Source organism: Kitasatospora sp. NEAU-69 (assembly GCF_057158765.1).
Genome location: NZ_JBWXUE010000051.1, coordinates 23260 through 47682, shown reverse-complemented (window position 1 = coordinate 47682; position 24423 = coordinate 23260). Strand labels below are relative to the sequence as shown.

Sequence of the window (24423 nt, the reverse complement as noted above, 5' to 3'; positions counted from 1 at the left end):
TCAACGCGACGCTGCAGCAGATCGCGCAGCTGACCGCGTCCGGCTGCCAGATCGTGCGGGTCGCGGTGCCTTCGCAGGACGACGCGGACGCGTTGCCGATCATCGCGAAGAAGTCGCAGATCCCGGTGATCGCGGACATCCACTTCCAGCCGAAGTACGTCTTCGCGGCGATCGACGCCGGCTGCGCGGCCGTCCGGGTGAACCCGGGCAACATCAAGGCGTTCGACGACAAGGTCGGCGAGATCGCGAAGGCGGCGAAGAGCGCGGGTGTGCCGATCCGGATCGGTGTGAACGCGGGCTCGCTGGACAAGCGGCTGCTGGAGAAGTACGGCCGGGCGACGCCGGAGGCGCTGGTCGAGTCGGCGCTGTGGGAGTGCTCGCTGTTCGAGGAGCACGATTTCCGCGACATCAAGATCTCGGTGAAGCACAACGACCCGGTCGTGATGATCAATGCGTACCGGCAGCTGGCGGCGGCCTGTGACTACCCGTTGCACCTGGGTGTGACGGAGGCGGGTCCGGCGTTCCAGGGGACGATCAAGTCGGCGGTGGCGTTCGGGGCGCTGCTGGCGGAGGGGATCGGGGACACGATCCGGGTTTCGCTGTCGGCGCCGCCGGCGGAGGAGATCAAGGTCGGGATCCAGATCCTGGAGTCGTTGAACCTGCGTCAGCGTGGTCTGGAGATCGTGTCGTGCCCCTCGTGCGGGCGGGCGCAGGTGGATGTGTACAAGCTCGCGGAGGAGGTCACCGCCGGTCTGGAGGGCATGGAGGTGCCGCTGCGGGTCGCGGTGATGGGCTGTGTCGTGAACGGTCCGGGCGAGGCGCGTGAGGCGGACCTGGGGGTGGCCTCGGGCAACGGCAAGGGGCAGATCTTCGTGAAGGGCGAGGTGATCAAGACCGTTCCCGAGTCGAAGATCGTCGAGACCCTGATCGAGGAGGCCCTGAAGCTCGCCGAGCAGATGCAGGCCGAGGGTGTGGAGTCCGGCAGCCCCACCGTGGTTGCCGCCGACTGACCACGTGTCGGGTGACGCGGTGTGAATGAGGTGCTGTGCTCGATCGAGGTGTGATGCTTCCCAGCTCGCTGCAGGCTGCGCGGGCGGTGGCCGCTACCCGGGTGCTGGACGGGCCGGATCTCGACGACACCCTTGAGGTGCTGCACCGCGACCCGGTCGCCAACGCGTTCGTCGCCACCCGGGTCGAGGCGGTCGGCCTCGACCCGTGGCGGCTCGGCGGCGAGATGTGGGGCTGGTTCGACCAGGACGGGCGGCTCCAGTCGCTCTGTTACGCCGGCGCGAACCTGGTGCCGATCAACGCCGGCCCGCAGGCCGTCCGGGCGTTCGCCGAGCGGGCCCGCCGGCAGGGCCGGCGCTGTTCCTCGATCGTCGGACCGGCCGAGGCGACCGCCGGGCTCTGGGCACTGCTGGAGCGCAGCTGGGGGCCGGCCCGCGAAGTGCGCGGCTACCAGCCGCTGCTGGCCACCACCGAGCCGTCCGCCGAGATCGCGCCGGACCCGCTGGTGCGGCGGGTGCGCCGGGACGAGATCGACCTGCTGATGCCGGCCTGCGTGGCGATGTTCACCGAGGAGGTCGGGGTCTCCCCGCTGGCCGGCGACGGCGGCCTGCTCTACCAGGCCCGGGTGGCCGAACTGGTCAGCGGCGGACGCTCGTTCGCCCGGATCACGGAGCAGGGCGAGGTCGTCTTCAAGGCCGAGATCGGCGCGGTCACCCAGGGCGCCTGCCAGATCCAGGGGGTCTGGGTGGCGCCCGCCCACCGCGGCCGCCGGCTCTCCGAGACCGGTATGGCCGCCGTGCTGGACATCGCGCTGCGCGAGGTCGCCCCGGTGGTCAGCCTCTACGTGAACGACTACAACCTGCCGGCCCGGGCCGCTTACCACCGGGTCGGCTTCCGCGAGGTCGGTGCCTTCATGTCGGTGCTTTTCTGAGTGGTGCTGGAGTAACGTCCCGGGCATGGAGCAGCTGACCGAGGTGACCATCCAGCCGATCGACCTTGCGGCCTGGGCGCCGTACGCGCTGGAGGTGCAGTCGGCCGCCTTCGGGCTCTCGCCGGAGGAGATCGCGGTCCGGCTGCACATCGTCGGACGGCATGCCGAACAGCCCGGTGTGCTCGCGCTCGGCGCGCTCAGCGGGGGCCGGCTGGTCGGCTTCGGGTACGGGATGCCGAACCGGCGCGAGCACTGGTGGAGCACGGTGATCGAGCCGCACCTGGAGGCGCAGGGCTACGGGGACTGGCTGGACGACGTCTTCGCCGTCACCGAGTTGCACGTGCACCCGGACTTCCAGCAGCGCGGGCTCGGCAGCACGCTGATCCGCACGCTCTGCGCGCACTCCGGGCTGCCGCGCAGCATCCTCTCCGCGATCGACGCCGAGACCCCGGCCCGCAGGCTCTACCGCTCGCTCGGCTACCGCGACCTGGCCCGCGCGGTCCGGTTCCCGAACACCGACCGGCCGTACGCCGTGATGGGTGCCCGACTGCCGCTGCGCGCAGGCTAGTCGGCGGCTTCCGGGCCGCGGCTAGAGCCGGCCGGCGAACTCCAGGTGGAGTTCGGCGCTGGTCCGGTCGCCGAGGGCGAGGGCGGCGAGGCCGGCCTCGACGGTGCGGAACAGCGTCCAGCCGCGCAGCCGGTCCCGGTCCACCTCCAGCGCCTCGGAGAGCTGGTGCAGCCGGCGGCGGGTGGCGCCCTGCGGGCCGGGCGCGGCGATCAGCGTCTCCTTGCGGTCCTGGGCGAGCCAGGCCAGGTCGTACGCGCGCTCGCCGACCAGCGGGCGCGGGTCGATGGCCAGCCAGGGGGACCGGTCGGCGGCCATCACGTTGCCGTGGTGGAAGTCGCCGTGCAGCAGGAACCGTTCGGGCTCGGAGGCGAGCAGCCCGGCCGCGCTCTCCAGTGCCTCGTCCAGCAGCGGCAGGGCGTCCAACTGTTCGGCGAGCGGGCGCCGTTCGCCGAGCAGCTCGGTGTGCGCGCGGACCTGGTCGGCGACCGTGCGGAACGGGTGGCCGTCGCCCGGCGCGGTCCACAGCCGCTGCAGCAGTGCGGTCGCCTCCAGCATCGCCTTCGCCTCGGCGAGCGAGCGCAGCGGGATGTCGCCGTGCAGGCGCTCCAGCAGCAGGAAGCCCGCGGCGGGGTCGGCGTCCAGCAGCAGCACCGCGCCGCGGCCGGCCCAGTGGCTGAGCGCGGCGTGCTCCTGCGCGGTCTCCGGGATGACCAGGCCGGCCTTGAGCACCGCGGGTGAGGTGTCCTCGCGGCGCACGTAGCCGACCAGGCTGAGCCGCCCGCCGGGCTCGCAGACCCGCTCCAGCGTCAGCCGCCACTGCGCCAGCCGCGCGGTGAACCGCTCCGGCAGCCGATCCAGCCAGTCGGCGCCGTCGGCACCCGCCTGCCCCAGCACGCTGCCGCGCAGCCGCTCGGGGACGCTGAACTGTCCTGCTGCTGCCGACATGCTGGCCTTCCGGTCGTGCTTCCCCCGTGCGCTACCCGTCCATTGTCGGCCATGGCCGCCGTCCGGGCGCCACAGACGCGCTGGTCAGCGGGGCGAGTGGGGGTGGCCGGGTGGGTGGGTCAGGGGCTGGCGGTGCCGGAGGGGGAGGCCGCCGAGGTGGGTGAGGTGGATGAGGGGGCGGGGAAGCCGGGCAGGGCCGCGGGGGCGGCGCCCCACCTGTTGCCGCGCAGCGTGCAGTCGCGCAGCGCGGTGGCGGCGGAGCTGCGCAGCGGGCCGGTGGCGGCGGCGACCAGGTCGGCGTAGACGGCGGTCAGCCGGGTCTCGATCAGCGCGGCCAGCCGGCCGGCCGTGGCGGCGTCCGGGACGGCGAACGGGAGTTGGTAGCCGGGGGCGGCCGCGGCGGGGGTGGCGCCGGAGGCGGCCAGCAGCCGGCTCCAGGCGTCGCGCCGGGCCTGGTGCGCGGCGTAGTCGGCGCGGGCGTCGTCCCGCTTGGCGCCGGCCGGTATCCGGGCGCCGATCACCCCGTAGCCGTAGACCGCCGCGTGCTCGGCGGCCAGCGCGGCCTGCAGCGCGGTGGCCGTGCCGGACGGCAGCGGAGCGGCGGAGGCAGCGGCGGAGGCAGTGGGGGAGGCGCTCGAGGAGGTGCTCGCGGAGGCGCTTGCGGAGGGACTCGGTGCGGCGCCGTTCGCGGGCGCGGTGCTCGCGGTCGGGTCGGCCGGGGTCGCGGCCAGCGGGGCCTGGTTGCCGAGCCGGACCGCGTGCAGCGCGCCCGCCGCCGAGACCGAGGCGAGCAGCCGGGCCAGCTCGGCGGAGGCGGCCCCGAGGTCGGCGAGCCTGGCCTGCGCGGTGGTCCACTCGGCCGCCGCCAGCACGGCGGGCGTCACCGGCGCCGCGGCAGCGGCCGGGCTACCCGGGTTGCCCGGGCTGCTCGCACCGCCCGGGCTCGCCGGGTTCGCCGGGCTCCCGGACGAGGACGCCGCCGCCGAAGCGGCGGGCGAGGCCGAGGCCGGCAGGCCCACGGCCAGCGCCGCCCGCTGCGCGACCAGCTCGGCCTGGAGGTCCGGCAGCGGCGCCGCGGTGCCCGCCGCCGCGTACTGCGCGAGCAGTGCGTCGGTCGCCGCCACCGCCCGGGTGCGCAGCGGCAGGTCCGGGTCGGGCTTTTTGGCAGCCTTGCCACCCCCGCCCCCGGCCGCTCCCGATCCGTGGCCGGCGTCTCCCGATCCGGAGCTCGTACAGCCGGCCAGCAGCCCGGACGCGGCCAGTGCTCCGGCGGCCAGCAGGGTCCGCCGGCTGGGGGACTGCATCGACGTGCTCCCGTGAGGTCATGCGGAAGCCCTCCCGGCCCCCCGCGGCGCTGTAGCTGTTTCGTGCATGCTTGCCGGGACGGAAGTGAACATCCTGTGCCCGCCCCCTTGGACCGTACCGTCCGCCCCCGAAGCTGCCTAGCGCGGGTCGCCGGCCGACCGCCGGCCGACCGGCGACGGCCGGGCGGCAGCTCGTCGACGGCCAGGTGGCCGGACACTCCGGGTTGTGCCGTGATGATCGGAATCGGCGGTTCGGGGGTTGACCCGATAGGCTTTGGGTCGAGTTACGACCTTCTGACAACAGCAGACGCGGCCGAGGAGTCACCCGGATGAGCACCACCCCCACCGATCGGTTGCGTGCCCTGTTGGAGCCGCTGGCCGAGCAGGCGGGCCTGGACCTTGAGGACCTCAAGGTGAGCCAGGCCGGCAGCCGCCGCCAGGTGCAGATCGACGTGGACGCCGACGGCGGTGTGGACCTCGACGCGATCGCCGAGTTCAGCCGCTCGGTGGGTCAGGCGCTGGACGAGTCCGACGTGATGGGCAGCGCCGCGTACGTGCTGGAGGTCGGCTCGCCGGGCGTGGACCGTCCGCTCACCCTGCCCCGCCACTGGCGGCGCAACACCGGTCGGCTGGTCAAGATCCAGCTCACCGACGGTGGCGAGATCGTCGCGCGCATCCTGGAGACCGACGAGGACGGCGCTCTGGTCGAGGTGCAGCCCGTCAAGGGCCGCGGCCGGGCCAAGGAGCGCCGACTGGAGTTCGCCGAGGTCGCGAAGGCGCGGATCCAGGTGGAGTTCAACCGCAAGGAGGACGAGCAGCTGCTCGCCGACGCGGAGGACGCCGACGACACCGAAGGTGACGAGGACATCGAGGACCTTGAGGACCTCGATGACGCCGACACCGACGACAGCGGTGCCGCCGGCACCGCCACCGACGAGCACTGAGTAACAGAAGAGCAGAGGAGGCGTAGCCGTGGACATCGACATGAGTGCCCTGCGCGGGCTGGTGACCGAGAAGAACATCCCGTTCGACCTGCTGGTCGAGTCGATCGAGTCGGCACTCCTCATCGCGTACCACCGCACCGAGGGCTCGCGCCGTCGGGCCCGGGTCGAGCTGAACCGCAAGACCGGGCACGTCACGGTGTGGGCGCTGGAGGACCCGAGCGAGCTGGACGAGGGCGTCGAGCCCAAGGAGTTCGACGACACCCCGAGCGGCTTCGGCCGGATCGCCGCGAGCACCGCCAAGCAGGTGATCCTGCAGCGCCTGCGCGACGCCGCCGACGACCAGACCTTCGGCGAGTACGCGGGCAAGGAGGGCGACATCGTCACCGGTGTCGTCCAGCAGGGCAACGACCCCAAGAACGTGCTGGTGGACATCGGCAAGCTGGAGGCCATCCTGCCTCCGCAGGAGCAGGTCCCGGGCGAGGAGTACAAGCACGGCACCCGGCTGCGCAGCTACGTCGTGGCGGTTCGCCGCGGCGTGCGCGGCGCCTCGGTGACGCTCTCGCGCACCCACCCCAACCTGGTCCGCAAGCTGTTCGCGCTGGAGGTCCCGGAGATCGCCGACGGTTCCGTCGAGATCGCCGCGATCGCCCGTGAGGCCGGTCACCGCACCAAGATCGCGGTCTTCTCGCGCCGTGCCGGCCTCAACGCCAAGGGCGCCTGCATCGGCCCGATGGGCGGCCGGGTGCGCAACGTGATGGCCGAGCTGCACGGCGAGAAGATCGACATCGTCGACTGGTCGGAGGACCCGGCCGAGATGGTGGCGAGCGCGCTGTCCCCCGCCCGGGTGACGAAGGTCGAGATCGTCGACTACGCGCAGCGTTCCGCCCGGGTGATCGTGCCGGACTACCAGCTGTCGCTGGCGATCGGCAAGGAGGGCCAGAACGCCCGCCTGGCCGCCCGCCTCACCGGCTGGCGGATCGACATCCGCCCGGACACCGAGGCCTCCGGCGAGGGGTCCGAGGGCGACCGCGGCAGGGAATCCGACACCGACTGATCGTGTTGTCATGTAGTAGTAGCGGCCCTGCCCCGATCGGCGGGGCCGCCGTCACTCCCTCCGGAGGGGTAGACTTGATGGTGTCCGGCCGGACGCGTGTCCGCGCATGCCCAGAACGCACTTGCGTGGGCTGCCGCAAGCGGGCGGCCAAGCACGAGCTGTTGCGTGTCACGGCGGTTGAGGGCCTCTGCGTCCCCGATCCCCGCGGCGCGCTGCCTGGCCGGGGCGCGTACCTGCACCCCGACCCGACCTGTCTCGATCTGGCGGTCCGCCGCCGGGCGTTCCCGAGGGCCTTCCGGCTCCAGGGCACGCTCGACTCGGATGCGCTGCGTGAGCACGTCGAGGCTCGGGCGGACAGCGCCCCGGCGCCCTGAAAGTCCGGAGAAACGCCGGCGCCTTCGGGTCCGACCGGAGGGCACGGCCCCCGCGACCGCGGGGGTGAACCACCGTACAGAAGCACGGCGCGCGCACTTCGGTGCGGCCGCGCCACAGCCAGGTACCTCGCGAGATGGAAGTAGGTCGAGATTGCGATGAGCACTCGATGAGTACGCGATGAGTACGCCCATGAAGTAGCGACGGTCCGGCGGACGACTACCCCGGACTTATAGACAGGAGCGAAGTGGCTAAGGTCCGGGTATATGAACTCGCCAAGGAGCTTGGCTTGGAGAGCAAGGCCGTCATGGCCAAGCTCACCGAGCTCGGCGAGTTCGTCCGTTCGGCGTCCTCGACGATCGAGGCGCCGGTCGTGCGCAAGTTGACTGACGCTTTGGGAGCGACGCCGCCTGCCGGTGGCGCGTCCGCCAAGCCTGGCCCGCGGAAGCCCGCGGCGCCCACCCCCGCGCCCAGTGGTGCAGCCGCACCCAAGCCGGGTGCCCCCACGCCGGGTCCGCGTCCCGCGGCCACCCCCGGCCCCCGTCCGACCCCGGCCGCCGCGGCTCCCGCCGCCCCGGCCGCCCCCGCCGCGCCGGCTGCCGCTGCTCCGGCCGCGCCCGCCGCGCCGCGTCCCGCGGCCGCTCCGGGCCCGCGCCCGGCGGCGCGTCCCGCCGCTGCTGCGGCCCCGGCTGCTCCGGCGGCCGAGTTCTCCTCGCCGGCTCCGGCCAGTGAGACCCCCGCGCGTCCGGCCGCCTCCCCGGCTGCTCCGGCCGCGCAGACCCCGCGTCCGGCCGGTGGCTCCGCCGCCGGTGCCGGTGCCCGTCCGGGCCCGCGCCCGGCCGGCCCGCGTCCGGGCAACAACCCGTTCACCTCGGGCAGTGCGACCGGCATGGCCCGTCCGGGCGAGCGTCGTCCGGCCGGTCCGGGCGGCGACCGTGGCCCGCGTCCCGCCGGTGCCCCCGGCGCCGAGCGCGGCCCGCGTCCCGGTGGCGACCGTCCGCGTCCCGCCGGTGCTCCCGGTGCCGACCGCGGCGCCCGTCCCGGTGGCGACCGTGACCGTGGTCCGCGTCCCGCCGGTGCCCCGGGTGCCGGTGCGCCGCGTCCCGGTGGCGACCGTCCGCGTCCCGCCGGTGCCCCCGGCGCCGGTGCTCCGCGTCCCGGTGGCGCGCCGCGTCCCGACGGCATGCCGCGTCCGGCCGGCCCGCGTCCGGGTGCTCCCAGCCCGTCCGGCATGCCGCGTCCGAACCCGGGCATGATGCCGCAGCGTCCCGGCCCGGGCACCGGCCCGCGTCCGGGCCCCGGCGGCCGTGGCCCCGGTGGTCCCGGCGGCCGTCCCGGTGGTCCGGGTGGTGCCGGTGGCGGCGCCCGTCCGGGCTTCGCCGGTCGTCCGGCCGGTCCGGGCTCGCGTCCGGCCGGTGGCGGCGGCTTCGGCGGCCCCCGTCCGGGTGGCGGCGCCCCCGGTGGCGGCGGTGGCTTCGGCCCGCGTCCCGGTGGCTTCGGCGGCCGTCCCGGCGGCCCGGGTGCCCGTGGTGGCACGCAGGGTGCGTTCGGTCGTGGCCCGGGCGGTCGCCCGGCCCGTGGCCGCAAGTCGAAGCGTCAGCGTCGCCAGGAGTACGAGGCCATGCAGGCCCCGTCCGTCGGCGGTGTGATGCTGCCCCGCGGCAACGGCGCGACCGTGCGTCTGTCGCGTGGTGCCTCGCTGATGGACTTCGCGGAGAAGATCAACGCCAACCCGGCCGCGCTCGTCTCGGTGATGTTCAACCTCGGTGAGATGGTCACCGCGACCCAGTCGGTCTCCGACGACACGCTCCAGATGCTGGCCCAGGAGATGGGCTTCACCCTGGAGATCGTCAGCCGGGACGACGAGGACCGCGAGCTGCTGGAGTCGTTCGACATCGACTTCGGCGCCGACGAGGGCGACGAGGACGAGCTGCTGCCGCGTCCGCCGGTCGTCACCGTCATGGGTCACGTTGACCACGGTAAGACCCGACTGCTGGACGCGATCCGCAAGTCCAACGTCGTGGCCGGCGAGGCCGGTGGCATCACCCAGCACATCGGTGCCTACCAGGTCGCGGCGGAGGTGAACGGCGAGGAGCGCCGGATCACCTTCCTCGACACCCCGGGTCACGAGGCGTTCTCCGCCATGCGTGCTCGTGGTGCCAAGTCCACCGACATCGCGATCCTGGTGGTCGCGGCCAACGACGGTGTCATGCCGCAGACGGTCGAGGCGCTCAACCACGCCAAGGCCGCGGGTGTGCCGATCGTGGTCGCCGTCAACAAGATCGACGTCGAGGGCGCCGACCCGACCAAGGTCCGCGGTCAGCTGACCGAGTTCGGTCTGGTGGCGGAGGAGTACGGCGGCGACACCATGTTCGTCGATATCTCCGCGCGCCAGGGCCTGCACATCGACCAGCTGCTGGAGGCCGTGGTCCTGACCGCGGACGCCTCGCTGGACCTGCGGGCCAACCCGGAGCAGGACGCGCAGGGTATCGCCATCGAGGCGCACCTGGACAAGGGTCGCGGCGCCATGGCGACCGTCCTGGTCCAGCGTGGAACGCTGCGGGTCGGCGACTCGATCGCCGTCGGCGACGCGCACGGCCGTGTCCGCGCCATGCTCGACGAGAACGGCAAGAACGTCGAGGAGGCGGGTCCGTCCCGTCCGGTCCTGCTGCTCGGTCTGACCTCGGTGCCCCGCGCCGGCGACAGCTTCATCGTCGTCGATGACGACCGCACCGCGCGCCAGATCGCCGAGAAGCGTTCGGCCCGTGACCGCAACGCCATGTTCGCCAAGCGTCCGATGCGGATCTCCCTGGAGAACCTGGACCAGGCGATCGCGGCGGGTGGCATCCAGCAGCTCAACCTGATCATCAAGGGTGACGTCTCCGGTTCGGTCGAGGCCCTTGAGGACGCGCTCGTCAAGCTCGACGTGGGCGACGAGGTCGAGCTCCGGATCCTGCACCGCGGTGTGGGTGCCATCACCGAGTCCGACGTGGACCTGGCGATGGGCTCGGACGCGATCATCATCGGCTTCAACGTCCGCGCCGAGGGCCGTGCTCGCACGGCGGCCGAGCGCGAGGGCGTCGATGTCCGGTACTACTCGGTCATCTACCAGGCGATCGAGGAGATCGAGGCCGCGCTCAAGGGCCTGCTCAAGCCGGAGTACGAGGAGGTGCGCCTCGGCTCCGCGGAGATCCGCGAGGTCTTCCGCAGCTCCAAGTTCGGCAACATCGCGGGTGTCATCGTCCGCGAGGGTCTGCTGCGCCGCAACGCGAAGGCCCGCCTCATCCGCGACGGCAAGGTCATCGCGGAGAGCCTCAACATCGAGGGTCTGCGCCGCTTCAAGGACGACGCGACCGAGGTCCGCGAGGGCTTCGAGGCCGGTGTCACCCTGGGGTCGTTCAACGACATCAAGGTGGACGACGTCATCGAGACGTTCGAGATGCGCGAGAAGCCGCGCTCGTAGCGGTTTCATACCGGGGCCGGTCGGCGGGAATTCCCGTCGACCGGCCCCGGTCTCGCTGTGTAGGGTCCTCGCACGAGCCTTTCGCTGGTTCGAGAGGCGCCCTACGAGGCCTTCAGGTCGGCGAGACCTGTCATACATGTTCGTGGGAACACTCACCTTCGACCTGCTTCTCGGCGACGTCCACTCGCTCAAGGAGAAGCGCTCGATCGTGCGGCCCATCGTGGCCGAGCTGCAGCGCAAGTACAGCGTGTGCGCTGCTGAAGTCGGGAACCAGGATCTGCACCGCCGGGCCGAGATCGGCCTCGCGGTGGTGTCCGGCGACGCCGGGTACGTGACCGAGATCCTGGACAGCTGTGAGCGGTTGGTCGCCGGCCGCCCCGAGGTGATGCTGCTCTCCGCACGGAGGCGCCATCACAACGACGACGATGAATGAGACCGGGCGCGGTGGCCGCGTGACCTCGCCACTGTCGTACCGATCACAACCGAGAGCGTCCACAAGGCTGGGCGCGGGCCGGTACTTTGGGGCATGGGCCCCGATGGGTGCGATCGACCGCAATCAGTCGATCGCAGGACCGTGCCCACTGCACGAGGAGGCAACGTGACCGACACCGCAAGGGCGCGCAAGCTCGCCGACCGTATCCAGGTGGTCGTCGCCGAGACGCTGGAGCGCCGGATCAAGGACCCCCGGCTGGGCTTCGTGACCATCACCGACACCCGGGTCACCGGGGACCTGCGGGAGGCCACGGTCTTCTACACGGTCTTCGGTGACGACACCGAGCGGGAGGCGACCGCGGCAGCTCTGGAGAGCGCCAAGGGCGTGCTCCGCTCCGAGGTCGGCAAGCAGACCGGGGTGCGCTTCACCCCGTCGCTGACCTTCATCGCGGACGCGCTGCCGGACAACGCCCGCAACATCGACGACCTGCTGGAGCGGGTCAGGGTCTCGGACGCCGCGGTGCGCACCGCGGCGACCGGCGCGCAGTACGCGGGCGACGCCGACCCGTACAAGTCCGCGGCCGACCGCGACGACGCGGACGAGGACGAGTAGTCATGGCAGGTGAGCCGGCGGCGGCCGGTTCTGCGGGGGCGTCTTCCACCGGCACGGTTGTCACCGGCACGGTGGAGGACGCCCTTGCGGTGCTTCCGGGGCCTCGCGAGGGGTCACCGGTCGGTTTCGAGGGGGAGTGGCGGCGGATCGTCGCGGCGGTCCGCAGGGCCGGGTCGATCGACCTGATCTGCCACATCACGCCGGACGGCGACGCGCTCGGCTCGGCCCTGGCGGCCGCTCTGGCGCTGCGCGGGCTCGGCCACGAGGTGCGGGTCTCCTTCGGGGACGACCCGCAGATCATCCCGGAGTCGCTGGGCTTCCTGCCCGGCCAGGAGCTGATCGTGCCGGCCGCCGAGGTGCCGGACGAGCCGGAGCTGGTGCTCTGCTTCGACGTCGCCTCCGAAGGGCGGCTCGGGCTGCTGCACGGGAAGGCGTTCGCCGCGCGGACCCTGGTGGTGCTCGACCACCACGCCTCCAACCCGGGCTTCGGCACGCACCGGATCATCGATCCGAGCGCGCCGGCCACCGCCGTCCTGGTCGATGAGCTGCTCCGCCGTCTGCGGGTGCCGCTCGACCAGGCGATCGCCACCTGCCTGTACACCGGCGTCGCCACCGACACCGGCTCGTTCAAGTACGCCGCCACCACCCCGGCCACCCACGAGCTGGCCGGGCGGCTGCTGGCCACCGGGATCCGGCACGACGTGATCTCCCGCCGGCTCTGGGACACCTCCTCCTTCGGCTACCTCAAGGTGCTCGCCGCCGCGCTGGACCGCGCGGCCTACGAGCCGGACGCGGCCGGCGGCCAGGGCCTGGTGTGGACCTGGGTGCCGTACCAGGACCTGGCGCTGTTCAGCGTCACGATGGAGGAGATCGAGGGCCTGATCGACATCCTGCGCCGCCCGGCCGAGGCCGAGGTCGCGCTGGTGCTCAAGCAGGACCCGGACGGCACGCTGCGCGGCTCCTGCCGCAGCAAGGGCGGGGTCGACGTGGCCGCCGCCTGCGCGACGCTCGGCGGCGGCGGGCACGTCTACGCGGCCGGGTTCTCGGTGCGCACGGACGTGCTCACCGCGGTGGCCCGGTTCCGGGCCGCGCTGGGCTGACCTTCGTTTCCACAGGTTCCGCAGGTTCCACTGGTTCCACAGAGAAAGTACCGATGAAGCGCAAAGGCACCGGGCCCGACGGCCTGGTCATCGTGGACAAGCCCGAAGGCATCACCTCGCACGGCGTGGTCGCCAAGCTGCGCTGGCTGGCCGGGACCCGCAAGGTCGGCCACGCCGGCACGCTGGACCCGATGGCCACCGGCGTGCTGGTGATCGGCGTCGAGCGGGCCACCCGGCTGCTCGGGCACCTGATGCTCACCGCGAAGACGTACGAGGCGACGATCCGGCTCGGCCAGACCACGATCACCGACGACCGGGAGGGCGAGGTGACCGCCTCGGTGCCCGCCGACGCGGTCGACGCCGACGCGATCGCGGCCGAGATCGCGGTGCTGACCGGCGAGATCATGCAGGTGCCGTCCAAGGTCAGCGCGATCAAGATCGACGGCAAGCGCTCGTACCACCGGGTGCGCGAGGGCGAGGACTTCGAGATCCCGGCCCGGCCGACCACGGTGCACTCCTTCACGGTGCACGGGCAGCGCGCGGCGGTCGCCGAGGACGGCACGCCGGTGCTCGACCTGGACGTCACCGTGGAGTGCTCCTCGGGCACCTACATCCGGGCGCTCGCCCGTGACCTGGGTGCGGCGCTGGGCGTCGGCGGGCACCTGACCGCGCTGCGGCGCACCAGGGTCGGCCCGTACTCGGTCGAGTCGGCGCACACCCTGGAGCAGCTGGAGGAGAAGCTGGCGGTGCTGCCGATCGGCGAGGCCGCGGCGGCCGCCTTCCCGCGCTGGGACATCGGCGAGGACGACGCCAGGCTGCTCTCCACCGGCGTGCGGCTGAAGGCTCCCGGGCTCGGTGTCGAGGGGCCGATCGCGGTCTTCGGGCCGGACGGCCGGTTCCTCGCGCTGGTGGAGGAGAAGGGCGGCCAGGCCAAGCCGGTCGCCGTCTTCGTCGGCTGAGACCGGCGCTCTGTATCGCCCTGGGCCTTTAGCCCTCTAGCGCCCTGTATCGCCCTGTGCGGCCCTGGCTCACCCGGAGTGACCGGGACTCACCCGTCCGGGCGAGCGCGCGGAGTGAACGGCCGTGGTGAACGGGGCGGCCGGGGGTCGCACGGGCCGTGCTGCGGGCAGGCTCCCCCACGGTGAGCACGGCAACGGTGACGGGCCCGGCAGGAGCCCCGCGCGTGCCGCCGGGGAGGGCGGCACGGATGACGGGTGGCCTGGCGGGCGGGGAGCGGGACGACCACCGCCCTGGTGCTGGTGCTGGTGCTGGTGCAGGTGCTGTGGGCGCTGGCGCTGGCGCTGGTGACGGTGCCGCGGTGGTCGGTCGGCGGTCGGTGCTGCGGATCGGCGAGCCGGACGGGCGGGTGCGCGGCTTCGGTCTGCCGATCGACGACCGCGGCACGGTGCTGACCGGCTACGAGGTGGTCGCCGGCGCCGACCGGCTGGTGCTGGAGAGCGCCGCCGGCGGCCGACTCGAACTCGGCCCCGAGCAGCTGACCGCGCTGCCCGAGCTCGGCCTGGCGCTGCTGACGGTCGATCAGGAGCTCTGGCGGGGAGAGCTGTTCGGCGATCCGACCGCGCTCTGGCCGGGCGTCGTCGAGCACGGTCACCCGGTCCTGCTGCCGGTGCCCGACGGCGGCCCCCCGCTCGCCGGCAGCGTGCTCGGCACCGCGACCGGACTGGCCGGGCGCCCCGGACCGGCCCGCCTGCTGCCCGGGGTGCTGCTGCTCGACCTGCCGCCGGCCGGTCCGGCCGATGCCGGGCGCCCCGTGCTGGACGCCGCCGACGGCGCGGTGCTCGGCCTGCTCGCCCCCGGCCTGCGCGGCCTGCCGCCCGGCCTGACCGCCGCGCTGCCGCTGCCGCTCGCGCACCCCGCGCTGCACGAGGCGGCGGCCCGCAACGCGGCCACCGCGCCGGGCTACGGCCGGGCGCTCAACCTGGCCGGCGTGCTGCGGCTGACCTCCCGTCAACTGACCTTCGCGAGCGCCGGCCCCGGCCGGATCGCCGAGCTGGCCGCCGACCGGGTGGACCGCGCGGACGGGCTGGCCGGCGAGGAGCCGGGCGCCGCGCTCACCGTGCTGGTCGGCGAACCGGGCAGCGGCCGGACCACCGAGCTGGCCGCGCTCGCGGTCCGCCGGGCCGGCGGCGTCCGTCCGCTGCCGACGCTCTGGCTGCGCGGCGCCGACCTGCGGGCCGGCGACCGGACCCCGGCCGCCGCGCTGGAGCGGGCACTGACGGCGGTCGCCGGAGCCGCCGCGCCGCCCGTCGAGGCGGTGGCGCGGGTCTGTGCGGCGGCCGGGCGGCCGCTGCTGGTGGTGCTGGACGGCCCGGAGGAGGCGCTCGCCGCCCTCGGCCCGGCCTGGTGGCGCGAGACGCTGGACTGGCTGCGGACGGCGCAGCTGCGGTTGCTGCTGGCCTGCCGCCCGGAGAGCTGGGAACAGTACGCGCCGGGCTGCGAGAGCGGCGAGGGCGCCGCGGAGGGTGCGGAGTGGGTGGTGGGTGCCGAGTGGGTGGGCCTGCCGCAGCTGCACCGGCTCAGCCCGCTGCGTGGCGACGCGCTGGCGCGGGTGGCCCGGCGCTACGGGGTCGCGGAGCAGGTGGTGCGGGCAGCGGCGGCGCAGGCGAGGGAGGCGCAGGCGCAGGCGGTGTTGCCGCTCGCGCTGCGGCTGGCCGGGGAGTTGCACGCGGCGGGCGTAACGCAGCCGGCCGGCAGCCTGCTGGAGCTGGCCGCCGCCCGGCTCGACCTGAGCTGCCTGCGGATCGCGCAGCAGATCGCGGACGAGGCCGCCGCGGGTCCGCCGCCCTCGCACCGCCGGGGGAGCGTGCCGCCCGACCGGTTCGCCGCCACGCCCGGACAGGTGCGCCGGCTGGCCGCCGTGGTGGCGGGCCGGGTGCACGAGGCGGCCCGGCGGATGCTCGGCCCCGGGCAGGGCGGGCTCGGTCAGAACGCCTTCGCGGAGCTCTTCCCGGCGGCGGGCGGCTGGGCCCGGGCGGTGCTCGCGGACGGACTCCTCGTCCCGGCGGGGGACGGCTACCGGTTCGCCCACGAGGAACTCGCCGACTGGTTGCAGGGCCTGCACCTGGACCTGGACGCCGCGCTGCGACTGCTGCTGGCGGAGGCCGGCCCGCCCCGGCGCCCGGTGCCGCGACACCGGATCGGCGCGGTGCAGGCCGCGCTGCGCACGCTCGCCGAGCAGCACGGCTCGGGCGAGCTGGAACGATGGCTGGACCGGCTCTGGCAGGCGCTGCGGGCCGATGACGCGGAGCCGCGCTGGTGGGCCGGCCGGCTGCTGGCCGCCGCCCTGCTGGCGAGCCCGGAGCCGACCCGGCACGCGGAGCTGCTGGCCGCGCTCGCGGCGCGGATCGCCGGGGGAGATGAGGATCCGAGACCGCTGCTGGGGACGGGAGTCGGCGCTTGCGCCGACCTGGATTGGCAGGCTGGTTTCGGGCCGGCCTTCTGGGCGGCGCTCGAGCTGCCGCCCGATCGGCTGCTGGAGCTCTTGCGCACGCTCGTTCGTGCGGACCGGCCTGTTCCGGGCCTGAAGGGGCAGGGCTTCACCCCGCAGGGCTTCCTCGCGCTCGCCGCCGAGCGGTTGCGGGCTGACCCCGTGACCGTGCAGCCGCTGCTCTGTGGCTGGTTCGAGGACGTCCGCGCGCTGCCCGGCCTCCCCGGTGGCAGCGCGGCCGACCTTGCCCAGGATCTGCTCTACGCCCACCGATCCCTGGCCGTGGATGAGTTGACCGAGGCGCTGGTGGCCGCGGCGCACCCGCGGGCGGACGCGCTGCTGGCCGTGCTCGCGGTCGAGGAGCCGTCCGCGCTCTGCCGGGCGGTCGATCGGTGGAGTCACGATCCGCGCCCCGAACGGCACGTCGCGGCCGCGGTGCACGCCCTGCGCACCGCGCCGTACGCCGCCGGGGCCGGGGCGGATCTGCTGCGGTACACCGCGCTCGCGCTGCTCGCCCGGGAGGACGAGCCGGCTCTGCACGGCGCCGCGCTCGCGCTGCTGGTGCGCGATCCGCGGACCAGGGCCGGGCAGCTGCCCGCCGCGCTCGCCGCCTACGCGGCCGACGATCCCTTCGTCACCGCCGAGGTGCTGGGTCTTGCGCTGGCCACCGACCAGCAGGCCGTGCTGGCCGCCTTCGAGGCCCGGCTGGCTCGCCCGGACTCCGGCCGGGAGGACTCCCACTCCGGCGGCGATGCGGCGGCGGTGCTGCGGGTGCTGGCCGACGCTCCGGCGCCGCCCGGCCGCTCGGCCGTCCCGGGTGGGCTGCCCGATCCGGCCACCCGGCTCGTCGGCCGGCTGCTGCGGGACCGTCCGGAGCGGGCCGAGCCGGCGGCCGGCTACCTGCACCGCCGCCTGCTGGCCGGCCGGGCTGCTTCGGGCGACCTGACCGCGCTGCTCGGCGCTCGTCCGGCGGAACGGCCGGTCCCCGTGCGCCGGGCCTTCGCGCTGATGCTGGCCGAGCACCGGCAGGGGACCGGTGCCGAGCTGCTCGACCGGCTGCTGCTCACCGAGCAGGACCCGGCCGTGCTCACCCCGCTGCTGGAGCGGCTCGCCGGTACCGCCGCCGAGCGCGAGCCCGAGCGGCTGCGCGTGCTGGTCCGCCGGACCGCCGACGCCTGGGAGCGCGGCGCGGCGCCGGCCGGCGGGCTGGACGCGCTGCTGGTGCGCTGCGCGGGCCGCAGCGCCGCCTTCGCCCGGCTGCTCGCCGAGTGGCCGACGGCGGACCGCCCACCGGCCGGCGGACCGCTGCTGGCCCGGATGCGGGAACTGGCCGCCGAGGGGCGCGACCCGCAGTACGCAGCCGCCGAGGCCGAACGGTCGCCGGTCACCGGTGCACCGGCGACTGCACCGGGCGTGGTGGGTGTGGCGGGTGTGCCAGGTGTGGCGGGTGGCGCACTCGCGAGCACGGACGGTGGACGGCTGGCCGCAGCGGGCGTTCCGGTGCCGGGGCCCGGACGGGCGCATGGCAGGCTATAGGGGTCTGAGTTCGAGTGTTTGAGTCACCCGCCCCGGGTGGACTCGGAGCGGAGAAGGAGCGGTCAGGGTGCAGCGCTGGCGTGGCCTGGAGGAGATTCCCGGCGACTGGGGACGTAGCGTCGTCACCATCGGCTCCTTCGACGGGGTGCACCTGGGACATCAGTTGATCATCAACCGGGTGGTCACGCGGGCCCGTGAGCTGGGCGCGCGGTCCGTGGTGGTGACCTTCGACCCGCACCCCCGCGAGGTGGTCCGCCCCGGCAGCCACCCGCCGCTGCTGGCCCCGCAGCCGCGCCGCGCCGAGCTGCTCGCCGCGCTGGGCGTGGACGCCGTGCTGGTGCTGCCGTTCACCCCCGAGCTCTCGCAGGAGTCGCCGCAGCAGTTCGTCCAGCAGGTGCTGGTGGACGCGCTGCACCCGCGACTGGTGATCGAGGGCCCGAACTTCCGCTTCGGCCACAAGGCCGCAGGTGACGTCGCCCTGCTGGCCGAGCTGGGCCGGGCCGGTGATTTCGAAGTCGAGGTGGCCGACCTCCAGGTCGGCGGTGACGTGCCGTTCTCCTCCAGCCTGGCCCGCCGGCTGGTCGCCGAGGGCGATGTCAGCGGCGCGGCCGAGGTGCTCGGCCGGCCGCACCTGGTCGAGGGGATCGTGGTGCGCGGCGCGCAGCGCGGCCGTGACCTGGGCTTTCCGACCGCGAACGTGGACACCGTGCCGCACAGCGCGATCCCGGCCGACGGGGTGTACGCGGGCTGGCTGACCGCCGACGGCGAGCGGATGCCGGCCGCGATCTCGGTCGGCACCAACCCGACCTTCGACGGCACCACGCGCACCGTCGAGGCGTACGCGATCGACCGCGTCGGCCTGGACCTCTACGGCCTGCACGTGGCGGTGGAGTTCCTCGCCTACCTCCGCGGCATGGAGAAGTTCGACTCGATCGAGGCACTGCTGGACCGGATGGCGGCGGACGTGAAGCAGGCGCGGGAACTGACCGCGGAGGACTGACGCCGAGGGCTCACCGCGGGGATCCGGCGCGGGGAGCTGACGCTGTGCCGGCGTGATGGTGCCTCAGTGAGGGCGGCCGGTTGGGCGGGCCGCTACTGCTGTGCGGGCGGGTGGCTGTAGCCGTCCGGCGGCGGCTGGTGCGGTGGGTGGGCGCTTGCCGGGGGCTGGGCCCAGTCCGGCAGTGCCGGGGGCTGTGGGGCGGCGGGCGGCGGGTAGCCGTAGCCGTAGCCGTCCGGCTCCGCAGCGCCGTACGGCGGTGGCGGAACGGGCGCTGCACCGGGCTGCGCAGGCCAGGGGCTGCCGGCGGGTTGGGCCTCCCAGGGCCGTCCGGCATCCTGCGGCGGGTAGGCATAGGCAGGCGGGCCGGGGACGGGGTGGCCGGGGGCGGGGTACTCGGAGCCCGGCTGTCCCGGGTGGCCATGGAACGGCCGGCCCGGCGGTTGCAGGCCGGGCATCGGCGGGCGCTGCACGGGTTGGGCGGGGATCGGCGGGGCCTGTCGTGTCGGCGGCCCGGGCGGCTGCTCGTGGCCCGGCCACGGCTGCTGTTGCGCGACCTGGTGCGGGGCCGGTTGCTGTGTTTGCTGCTGCTGCTGCCAGCCGTTGGCCGCTGCGGCCTGGGCGGCCTCCTGGGCCCGGACGATGTCCTCGCCGACCATGGTGGCCAGCCGGAAGTACGCCTCGCGGACCTTGGGCCGCATCATGTCCAGCCGGACCTCGGCGCCGGCCGCCAGGCTCTCGTCGAACGGCACCACCACGACGCCCCGGCAACGGGTCTCGAAGTGCGCGACGATGTCCTCGACCCTGATCATCTTGCTGGTCTCGCGCACCCCCGAGACGACCGTGAGGCTGCGCTGCACCAGGTCCGCGTAGCCGTGGGCGGAGAGCCAGTCGAGCGTGGTGCTGGCGCTGCTGGCGCCGTCCACGCTCGGGGTGGCGACGATGATCAGCTGGTCGGCCAGGTCGAGCACGCCGCGCATCGCGCTGTAGAGCAGGCCGGTGCCCGAGTCGGTCAGGATGATCGGGTACTGCTGGCCCAGGATGTCGATCACCTGGCGGTAGTCGCCGTCGTTGAAGGTGGTGGAGACCGCCGGGTCGACGTCGTTGGCGAGCACCTCCAGGCCGGAGTTGTCGTCCTGCGAGGTGAACTGACGGATGTCCATGTAACTGCGCAGGTGCGGGATCGCCGTCACCAGGTCGCGGATGGTCGCGCCGGTCTGCCGCTTGATCCGGCGGCCGAGGGTGCCGGCGTCCGGGTTGGCGTCGATCGCGATCACCTTGTCCTGGCGCTCGCTGGCCAGCGTCGCGCCGAGCGCGGTGGTCGTCGTGGTCTTGCCGACGCCGCCCTTGAGGCTGATCACCGCGATCCGGTAGCAGCTGAGCACCGGGGTGCGGATCAGGGCGAGCCGCCGCTCGCGCTCGGCCTGCGCGGCCTTGCCGCCGAACTTGAGCCGCGGCTGGCGCTGCGGCTTCGGCTGGTTGCGCAGCAGGCGGTCGGAGGAGAGCTCGACGGCCGCGGTGTAGCCGAGCGGGGCGCCGGTCGCGGTCGGCGGCCGGGTGCCGGGCTGCCGGAAGGCGGCCGGGGCCTGCGGCACGCCGGCCTGCTGCGGCCAGCCACCCTGGCGGGGGTCGAGCGGCGCGGTGGGCGCCGGTGCGGGTGCGGGTGCCGGTGCGACGGGCGGGGGCGTGCGTGCGGGCGCGGGTGCGAAGGGCGGGCCGGGCTGCGCAGCGGCGGCCTGCTGCGCCGGCCACCCGGGCTGTGGCGCGCCCGGGTGCGTGGGCCAGGGGGTGCCCGGCGCCGGCGGCGGGGCGGGGACGCCGTCCGGTCCGGCCTGCGGCGGGGCCGGCTGCGGGTACGGCTGCCCCGGGTAGCCGTGGCCCTGGCTGTAGCCGGGCGGCGGGAGCGTGCCGGGCGGCGGCCCGACGGGATACCCGGGCTGCTCCGCCCGGGGCCAGTCGGCCGGCGCGGCGGGCGGGCGGGGTGCGCCGATGAAGGGCGTGGCGCCCGGCCGGCCGGGCCCGCCGGTTGCATCGGACAGCGGCTGCGGGAGTGGAAGTGGGAGTGGGAGCGGGACGGCTGCCGCCACCTCGCGGGTCGGGGCCGGCGCGGCGGCGCGGAGTGGGAAGTCGGCCAGGCCGTCGACCGGCGCGGGCACCGGGACCGCCCCGGCCTGCCCGGGCAGTGCGTCCGCGGCAGCACCCGGCTCGGCACCCGCCCTCTCGACGCCGGACCTCTCAGCGATCGGCACGTCCGCAGGCGCCTCGCGCACCGTCGCGGCGGCCGGCTCGGTTGCGCCCTGGGTGTACCAGGCCGGGGGAGTGTAGTCGGGCGCGTCCGACCACTCGTCCTCGTCCTCCGCCCCGCTGTCGCCGACGTAGACGCCGTCCCGATCGCTGCTCACGCTGGGCTCCCTCGTGTTCGCCGCCGCCTGCGCGGTGCCGTACGCACAAGACTAGAACGTGGGCCTGGAGCACCGGAGCTGGCCCGGCGTCAGGACTTTGCGTACAGCTGGTCGCGCATCGAGGCCGTGTCCACGGCGAGTTGCTTGAGGTCCTCGGTGTCCTGCGCGAGGTTCGGGCCGAGGATCAGCGTGACCTCGCCGACGCTGCTGCGGTTGGACCAGGCGCACCAGCCGATCTTGGCCTGGCCAGGGGTGATCTGCATGACGGCGCACTCGATCGGCACGTCGCCGGAGCCGGTGGCCCGGGCCGGGAACTCCTTCAGCGGCGTCAGTTCCTGGGCGCCGACCAGCTTGAGGTTGTCGGTCGTCAGCTTCATCCGCTCCGCCGGATCGCTGACGGTGCCGTAGCCGGCGAAGACCTGGTAGCCGGGCGGGGTGTCGCGGGTGCCGTCCGGGCTGTAGGTCAGCTCGATCCGGACCAGGCCGACGAACTGCTTGTTGCGCCCGGTCTGCGCGGTCTCGGCGTCGGTACCGGGACGGTCCGCGGCGGTCGGCGGGACGAGCTGGAGGGTCTGGCCGCGCATCACCACGGTCTTCCGGGCGGTCAGCGTGTGCGTGGTGACCTGGTGGATCTGCTTGCTGATGGCGGGCCAGGAGAGCGCGGTGAGCAGGCCGAGCACGGCCGCGCTGATCGGGATCGAGATCCGGACCACCCGCCAGTTGACCGGGCCGAACATGGACGACCTGCCCGCCGGCGCCGCTGCCGCCCGGTGGCCCGACTGCGCCTGCGGCTGCGGCTGCTGCGGCAGGGGCTGCGACGGCGGCCAGGACTGCTGGGGTTGCTGCGGCTGCTGCTGGTAGGGGCCGGGTCCCTGCTGGTACGTGTTCACGGTCCGAGTCTCTCCTAGGCTCTGTCCGGCCGTTCTTGCCGGGCACGCGACGCCGGGCAGACCCTAGTCAACCCGGCGGGCCGGTCCGAGCAGCTGGAGCTCGGCGGCTCCGGGCTCGGTGCGGACGTACTGGCGGCGGGTCCGGGTGGCCCACAGGGTGAGATCGTCCCCCAGGGAAGGCAGTGCGGCGACGTCCTGGGAGCCGAGCCCGAGCACCCGGCCGGTCAGTTCGCTCTCCGGCGGTGACACTCGCTGCACCCCGACCAGGTCGGCGGCGCCGAGCACCCGGGCGGCGTTCGGGGCCAGGAACGGCAGCAGGGTCAGCGTGGACTGCCACGGCGCGGCGGACAGCCGGGTGCGCGGCGGGCGCGGTCCGAGGTCGCGCAGCACCAGCACCGGCGCGCCGACCGACGCGCCCTGGGCGCCGAGGCGTCCCATCGGGTGCACCGTCACGCACGGCTGGCCGCCGCCGGCGGCCTGCGCCAGCGGCGCCCAGACCTGCGGCCGGGCGGTCTCGACGGCGATCCGGGCGCCGGTCGCGGCCGCCCGCAGCGCGAGCAGCTGGGCCAGCCAGAGGCCGCCGACCAGCACCACGTCGTACGCGCTCGGGCGGAACAGGCCGAGCACGGCGGGTGCGCGGTGCGCGTCCTGGCCGATCAGCACGCCGTCGTCGCTGACCGGGAAGCTGAGTGCGGAGAGGTCCGCGGCGCCGAGCACGTGCTGCTCCCGGCGCGGCCCGCGCAGGCCGAAGCCGGTCCGGAGCAGCGCGGCCGCCCGGCCCGGGGTGCTCTGGCGGGCCATCAGGCGGCCCCTCCCAGCGGCAGGGTGGCCAGCAGCCCGGGCGCCTGCTCCTGGTCCAGCCGGGCCAGGCCGAGCCCGGCGCGCCGGGCGCGCTGCTCCAGCAGCCGGCCGATCCGGCCGAGCTCGGCCTCGCTGCGGCCGACCACCCGGACGTGCCCGGTGAGCGCGACCGAGCCGCCGGAGCCGGCCCGCGCGGTCAGGCTGAAGACGCCGGCCAGCGCCGGCGTGCCGGTGACCAGGTTGACCAGCTCGGGCGCCGAGATCGCGCCGGGCGCGCCGCCGGGGCGGGTGAGTCTCGGCCAGCGGGCGATCCAGTAGGTGCTGTGCCAGCGGTCGTCCACCCGCCAGAACCGGGTGCTCTCCTGTGTGCGACGGGCGGCGCCGCTGCCGAGCCCGACGCTGCCGAGCCCGCTGCCGCCGCCGCCGGTGCCCTGGCGGCCTGCGGTGGCCAGTGGGTTGGCGCAGCCGGCGATGGCGAGTGCGGCGATCAGCTCCCGCTCGTCCAGCGCGGTGGCGGAGAGCCCGGCCGCGCTCAGCCGGCCGGCCAGCTGCTCGGTGACCCGGTGCAGTGCCTTGCGGGCGCCCTGTTCGCCGCCGCCGCGGGCCAGCACCGCGGCGGCCGCCCGCTCCGGGTCGAGCTTGAGCGCGACCCAGGTCAGCCGCAGCGCCGGGGTGTCGGGGCCGTCCGGCAGCTCCTGGTAGGCGCGGGTGGCGAGCGCCTGGTCGGGCAGGTGCGGGGCCGGTGCGGGCTGGGTGTACTGGACCAGCTGCACGGACTCCAGGGTGATGTCGTCCACCGTCAGCGCCGAGCAGAGCAGCTCCAGCGGCAGCGGGTTGGCGGTGCGGAGCGGGCGCAGCGGCTGGTCCTTGGCCTGCACCAGCAGCACGGCGGTGAGGAAGCCGCCGTCGCCGATCATGCCGGTCTCCCGGCGGACCGGGCGGCCGGCGACGAAGCCGGTCTCGGTCGCGTGCGTGCAGGTGCGCAGTGCGGGTGCCAGCTCCAGCACGGGCGCGAGCGCGGGGTCGGTGCCGGGCGGCGGATCCGGCGGCAGCTGCCGCCGGCGGGCCCGCTGGGCGGCGCGGATCCGCAGCGCCTCGGGCAGCGGGCGTCCGCCGACCTGGACCAGCGCGAGGGCGAGCAGCAGCACGGCGGGCACCGCGGCGGCCACGGTGGCTGTGCGGCCGATCGTCCAGCCGACCGCGACCAGCGCGACCGCGGCCTCGACCAGGACCAGCCGGTACAGCCGCAGCCGCCCGCCGAGCAGACCGGGCCGGGGGAGCAGCCTCACCAGCACCGGAGCCGCGGCCCGGGTCGGCACCGCTCCCTCGACGGCTGCCGCCCCGTCGCGCGGTGCCTCGACCGGTGCCGCGGTCGGCGTGGTCGCCGGTCCGGGCACCGTGCCGTGGCCGGTCCGGTCGGGTGTCGTGCTGCGTCGCCCTGGAGTGGTCTGACTCGGCATTCCCCGGGTGACCCTCTCTGCTCCGTGACCGTACGGTACTCACCGTCTGCCGCATCGTAGAGGGTTGACGGGGCGTCATACGTGCCGGATGGCAGACTCGGGCACGTCGCGAACGCCGTGGTGAACGCGCGACCGCACGAGCCGTGACCGGGGAG

General features: G+C 74.7%; 19 protein-coding genes. 13 read left to right on the top strand and 6 right to left on the bottom strand.

The genetic code is table 11. From position 1 onward, the window contains the following. The 3 genes from ispG to AC060L_RS35055 form a co-directional block, all read left to right on the top strand. A partial coding sequence (gene ispG / locus AC060L_RS35065) for a flavodoxin-dependent (E)-4-hydroxy-3-methylbut-2-enyl-diphosphate synthase (protein ID WP_483803026.1) occupies positions 1–1010 on the top strand: 1010 nt, incomplete at its 5' end. 53 nt (positions 1011–1063) lie between these two features. After that, on the top strand, positions 1064–1939 hold the full coding sequence (locus AC060L_RS35060; protein ID WP_483803028.1) for a GNAT family N-acetyltransferase: 876 nt from the start codon (positions 1064–1066) through the stop codon (positions 1937–1939). 25 nt (positions 1940–1964) lie between these two features. After that, positions 1965–2507: an N-acetyltransferase family protein gene (locus AC060L_RS35055; RefSeq protein ID WP_483803025.1), complete on the top strand. Its 543-nt coding sequence runs from the start codon at positions 1965–1967 to the stop codon at positions 2505–2507. A 21-nt stretch (positions 2508–2528) separates the two neighbouring features. Here the strand turns inward: AC060L_RS35055 and AC060L_RS35050 are convergent, their stop codons facing one another. Both AC060L_RS35050 and AC060L_RS35045 read right to left on the bottom strand, forming a co-directional pair. After that, entirely contained in the window at positions 2529–3452 is a 924-nt protein-coding gene (locus AC060L_RS35050) for an aminoglycoside phosphotransferase family protein (protein ID WP_483803024.1), read from the bottom strand. A gap of 119 nt (positions 3453–3571) precedes the next feature. Further along, positions 3572–4756 (bottom strand): ferritin-like domain-containing protein, encoded by a 1185-nt coding sequence (locus AC060L_RS35045; protein WP_483803023.1) that lies wholly within the window; start codon positions 4754–4756, stop codon positions 3572–3574. A gap of 329 nt (positions 4757–5085) precedes the next feature. On the opposite strand from AC060L_RS35045, the gene rimP reads away from it, so the two are divergent. The 10 genes from rimP to AC060L_RS34995 all read left to right on the top strand — a co-directional run bounded on the left by rimP (position 5086) and on the right by AC060L_RS34995 (position 18718). Continuing rightward, the gene (gene rimP, locus AC060L_RS35040) at positions 5086–5700 is read left to right on the top strand and encodes a ribosome maturation factor RimP (RefSeq protein ID WP_483803022.1); all 615 of its coding nucleotides are present in this window, start codon (positions 5086–5088) and stop codon (positions 5698–5700) included. A 28-nt stretch (positions 5701–5728) separates the two neighbouring features. After that, positions 5729–6754: a transcription termination factor NusA gene (gene nusA, locus AC060L_RS35035; protein ID WP_483803021.1), complete on the top strand. Its 1026-nt coding sequence runs from the start codon at positions 5729–5731 to the stop codon at positions 6752–6754. 80 nt (positions 6755–6834) lie between these two features. Then, complete coding sequence (locus AC060L_RS35030; RefSeq protein ID WP_483803027.1) at positions 6835–7128, top strand: YlxR family protein; 294 nt, start codon at positions 6835–6837, stop codon at positions 7126–7128. Between the two features lie 245 nt (positions 7129–7373). After that, positions 7374–10589 (top strand): translation initiation factor IF-2, encoded by a 3216-nt coding sequence (infB, locus tag AC060L_RS35025; protein WP_483803020.1) that lies wholly within the window; start codon positions 7374–7376, stop codon positions 10587–10589. 136 nt (positions 10590–10725) lie between these two features. Continuing rightward, positions 10726–11022, top strand: a complete 297-nt coding sequence (locus AC060L_RS35020) for a DUF503 domain-containing protein (protein WP_483803019.1) — start codon at positions 10726–10728, stop codon at positions 11020–11022. Positions 11023–11187: 165 nt separating this feature from the next. Next, a complete protein-coding gene (rbfA, locus tag AC060L_RS35015) occupies positions 11188–11634 on the top strand; it encodes a 30S ribosome-binding factor RbfA (protein ID WP_483803018.1) in 447 nt (148 codons plus the stop codon). Positions 11635–11636: 2 nt separating this feature from the next. Further along, positions 11637–12734, top strand: a complete 1098-nt coding sequence (locus tag AC060L_RS35010; protein ID WP_483803017.1) for a DHH family phosphoesterase — start codon at positions 11637–11639, stop codon at positions 12732–12734. 53 nt (positions 12735–12787) lie between these two features. Next, positions 12788–13693, top strand: a complete 906-nt coding sequence (truB, locus tag AC060L_RS35005) for a tRNA pseudouridine(55) synthase TruB (RefSeq protein WP_483803016.1) — start codon at positions 12788–12790, stop codon at positions 13691–13693. Positions 13694–14052: 359 nt separating this feature from the next. Next, the gene (locus AC060L_RS35000; protein WP_483803015.1) at positions 14053–17718 is read left to right on the top strand and encodes a serine protease; all 3666 of its coding nucleotides are present in this window, start codon (positions 14053–14055) and stop codon (positions 17716–17718) included. A gap of 67 nt (positions 17719–17785) precedes the next feature. After that, entirely contained in the window at positions 17786–18718 is a 933-nt protein-coding gene (locus AC060L_RS34995) for a bifunctional riboflavin kinase/FAD synthetase (protein WP_483803014.1), read from the top strand. Between the two features lie 92 nt (positions 18719–18810). Here the strand turns inward: AC060L_RS34995 and AC060L_RS34990 are convergent, their stop codons facing one another. The 4 genes from AC060L_RS34990 to eccE form a co-directional block, all read right to left on the bottom strand. Continuing rightward, positions 18811–21117 carry a nucleotide-binding protein gene (locus tag AC060L_RS34990; protein WP_483803013.1) on the bottom strand — a complete coding sequence of 769 codons (2307 nt, stop codon included), beginning with the start codon at positions 21115–21117 and terminating at the stop codon, positions 18811–18813. Between the two features lie 89 nt (positions 21118–21206). Next, positions 21207–22007, bottom strand: a complete 801-nt coding sequence (locus AC060L_RS34985; protein WP_483803012.1) for a hypothetical protein — start codon at positions 22005–22007, stop codon at positions 21207–21209. Between the two features lie 63 nt (positions 22008–22070). Continuing rightward, positions 22071–22808, bottom strand: a complete 738-nt coding sequence (locus AC060L_RS34980; RefSeq protein ID WP_483803011.1) for a hypothetical protein — start codon at positions 22806–22808, stop codon at positions 22071–22073. Further along, on the bottom strand, positions 22808–24268 hold the full coding sequence (gene eccE, locus AC060L_RS34975; RefSeq protein WP_483803010.1) for a type VII secretion protein EccE: 1461 nt from the start codon (positions 24266–24268) through the stop codon (positions 22808–22810). Before eccE ends, AC060L_RS34980 begins: the two co-directional genes overlap by 1 nt. Positions 24269–24423 lie beyond the last annotated feature (155 nt).

Bases quoted from the DNA above. Each gene is read 5' to 3' on its own strand.
- AC060L_RS35050 (WP_483803024.1), bottom strand. From the start codon at position 3,452: ATGTCGGCAGCAGCAGGACAGTTCAGCGTCCCCGAGCGGCTGCGCGGC.
- AC060L_RS35010 (WP_483803017.1), top strand. From the start codon at position 11,637: ATGGCAGGTGAGCCGGCGGCGGCCGGTTCTGCGGGGGCGTCTTCCACC.
- AC060L_RS35060 (WP_483803028.1), top strand. From the start codon at position 1,064: ATGCTTCCCAGCTCGCTGCAGGCTGCGCGGGCGGTGGCCGCTACCCGG.
- eccE (WP_483803010.1), bottom strand. From the start codon at position 24,268: ATGCCGAGTCAGACCACTCCAGGGCGACGCAGCACGACACCCGACCGG.
- truB (WP_483803016.1), top strand. From the start codon at position 12,788: ATGAAGCGCAAAGGCACCGGGCCCGACGGCCTGGTCATCGTGGACAAG.
- rimP (WP_483803022.1), top strand. From the start codon at position 5,086: ATGAGCACCACCCCCACCGATCGGTTGCGTGCCCTGTTGGAGCCGCTG.
- AC060L_RS35020 (WP_483803019.1), top strand. From the start codon at position 10,726: ATGTTCGTGGGAACACTCACCTTCGACCTGCTTCTCGGCGACGTCCAC.
- AC060L_RS34980 (WP_483803011.1), bottom strand. From the start codon at position 22,808: ATGGCCCGCCAGAGCACCCCGGGCCGGGCGGCCGCGCTGCTCCGGACC.
- AC060L_RS35045 (WP_483803023.1), bottom strand. From the start codon at position 4,756: ATGCAGTCCCCCAGCCGGCGGACCCTGCTGGCCGCCGGAGCACTGGCC.
- AC060L_RS35055 (WP_483803025.1), top strand. From the start codon at position 1,965: ATGGAGCAGCTGACCGAGGTGACCATCCAGCCGATCGACCTTGCGGCC.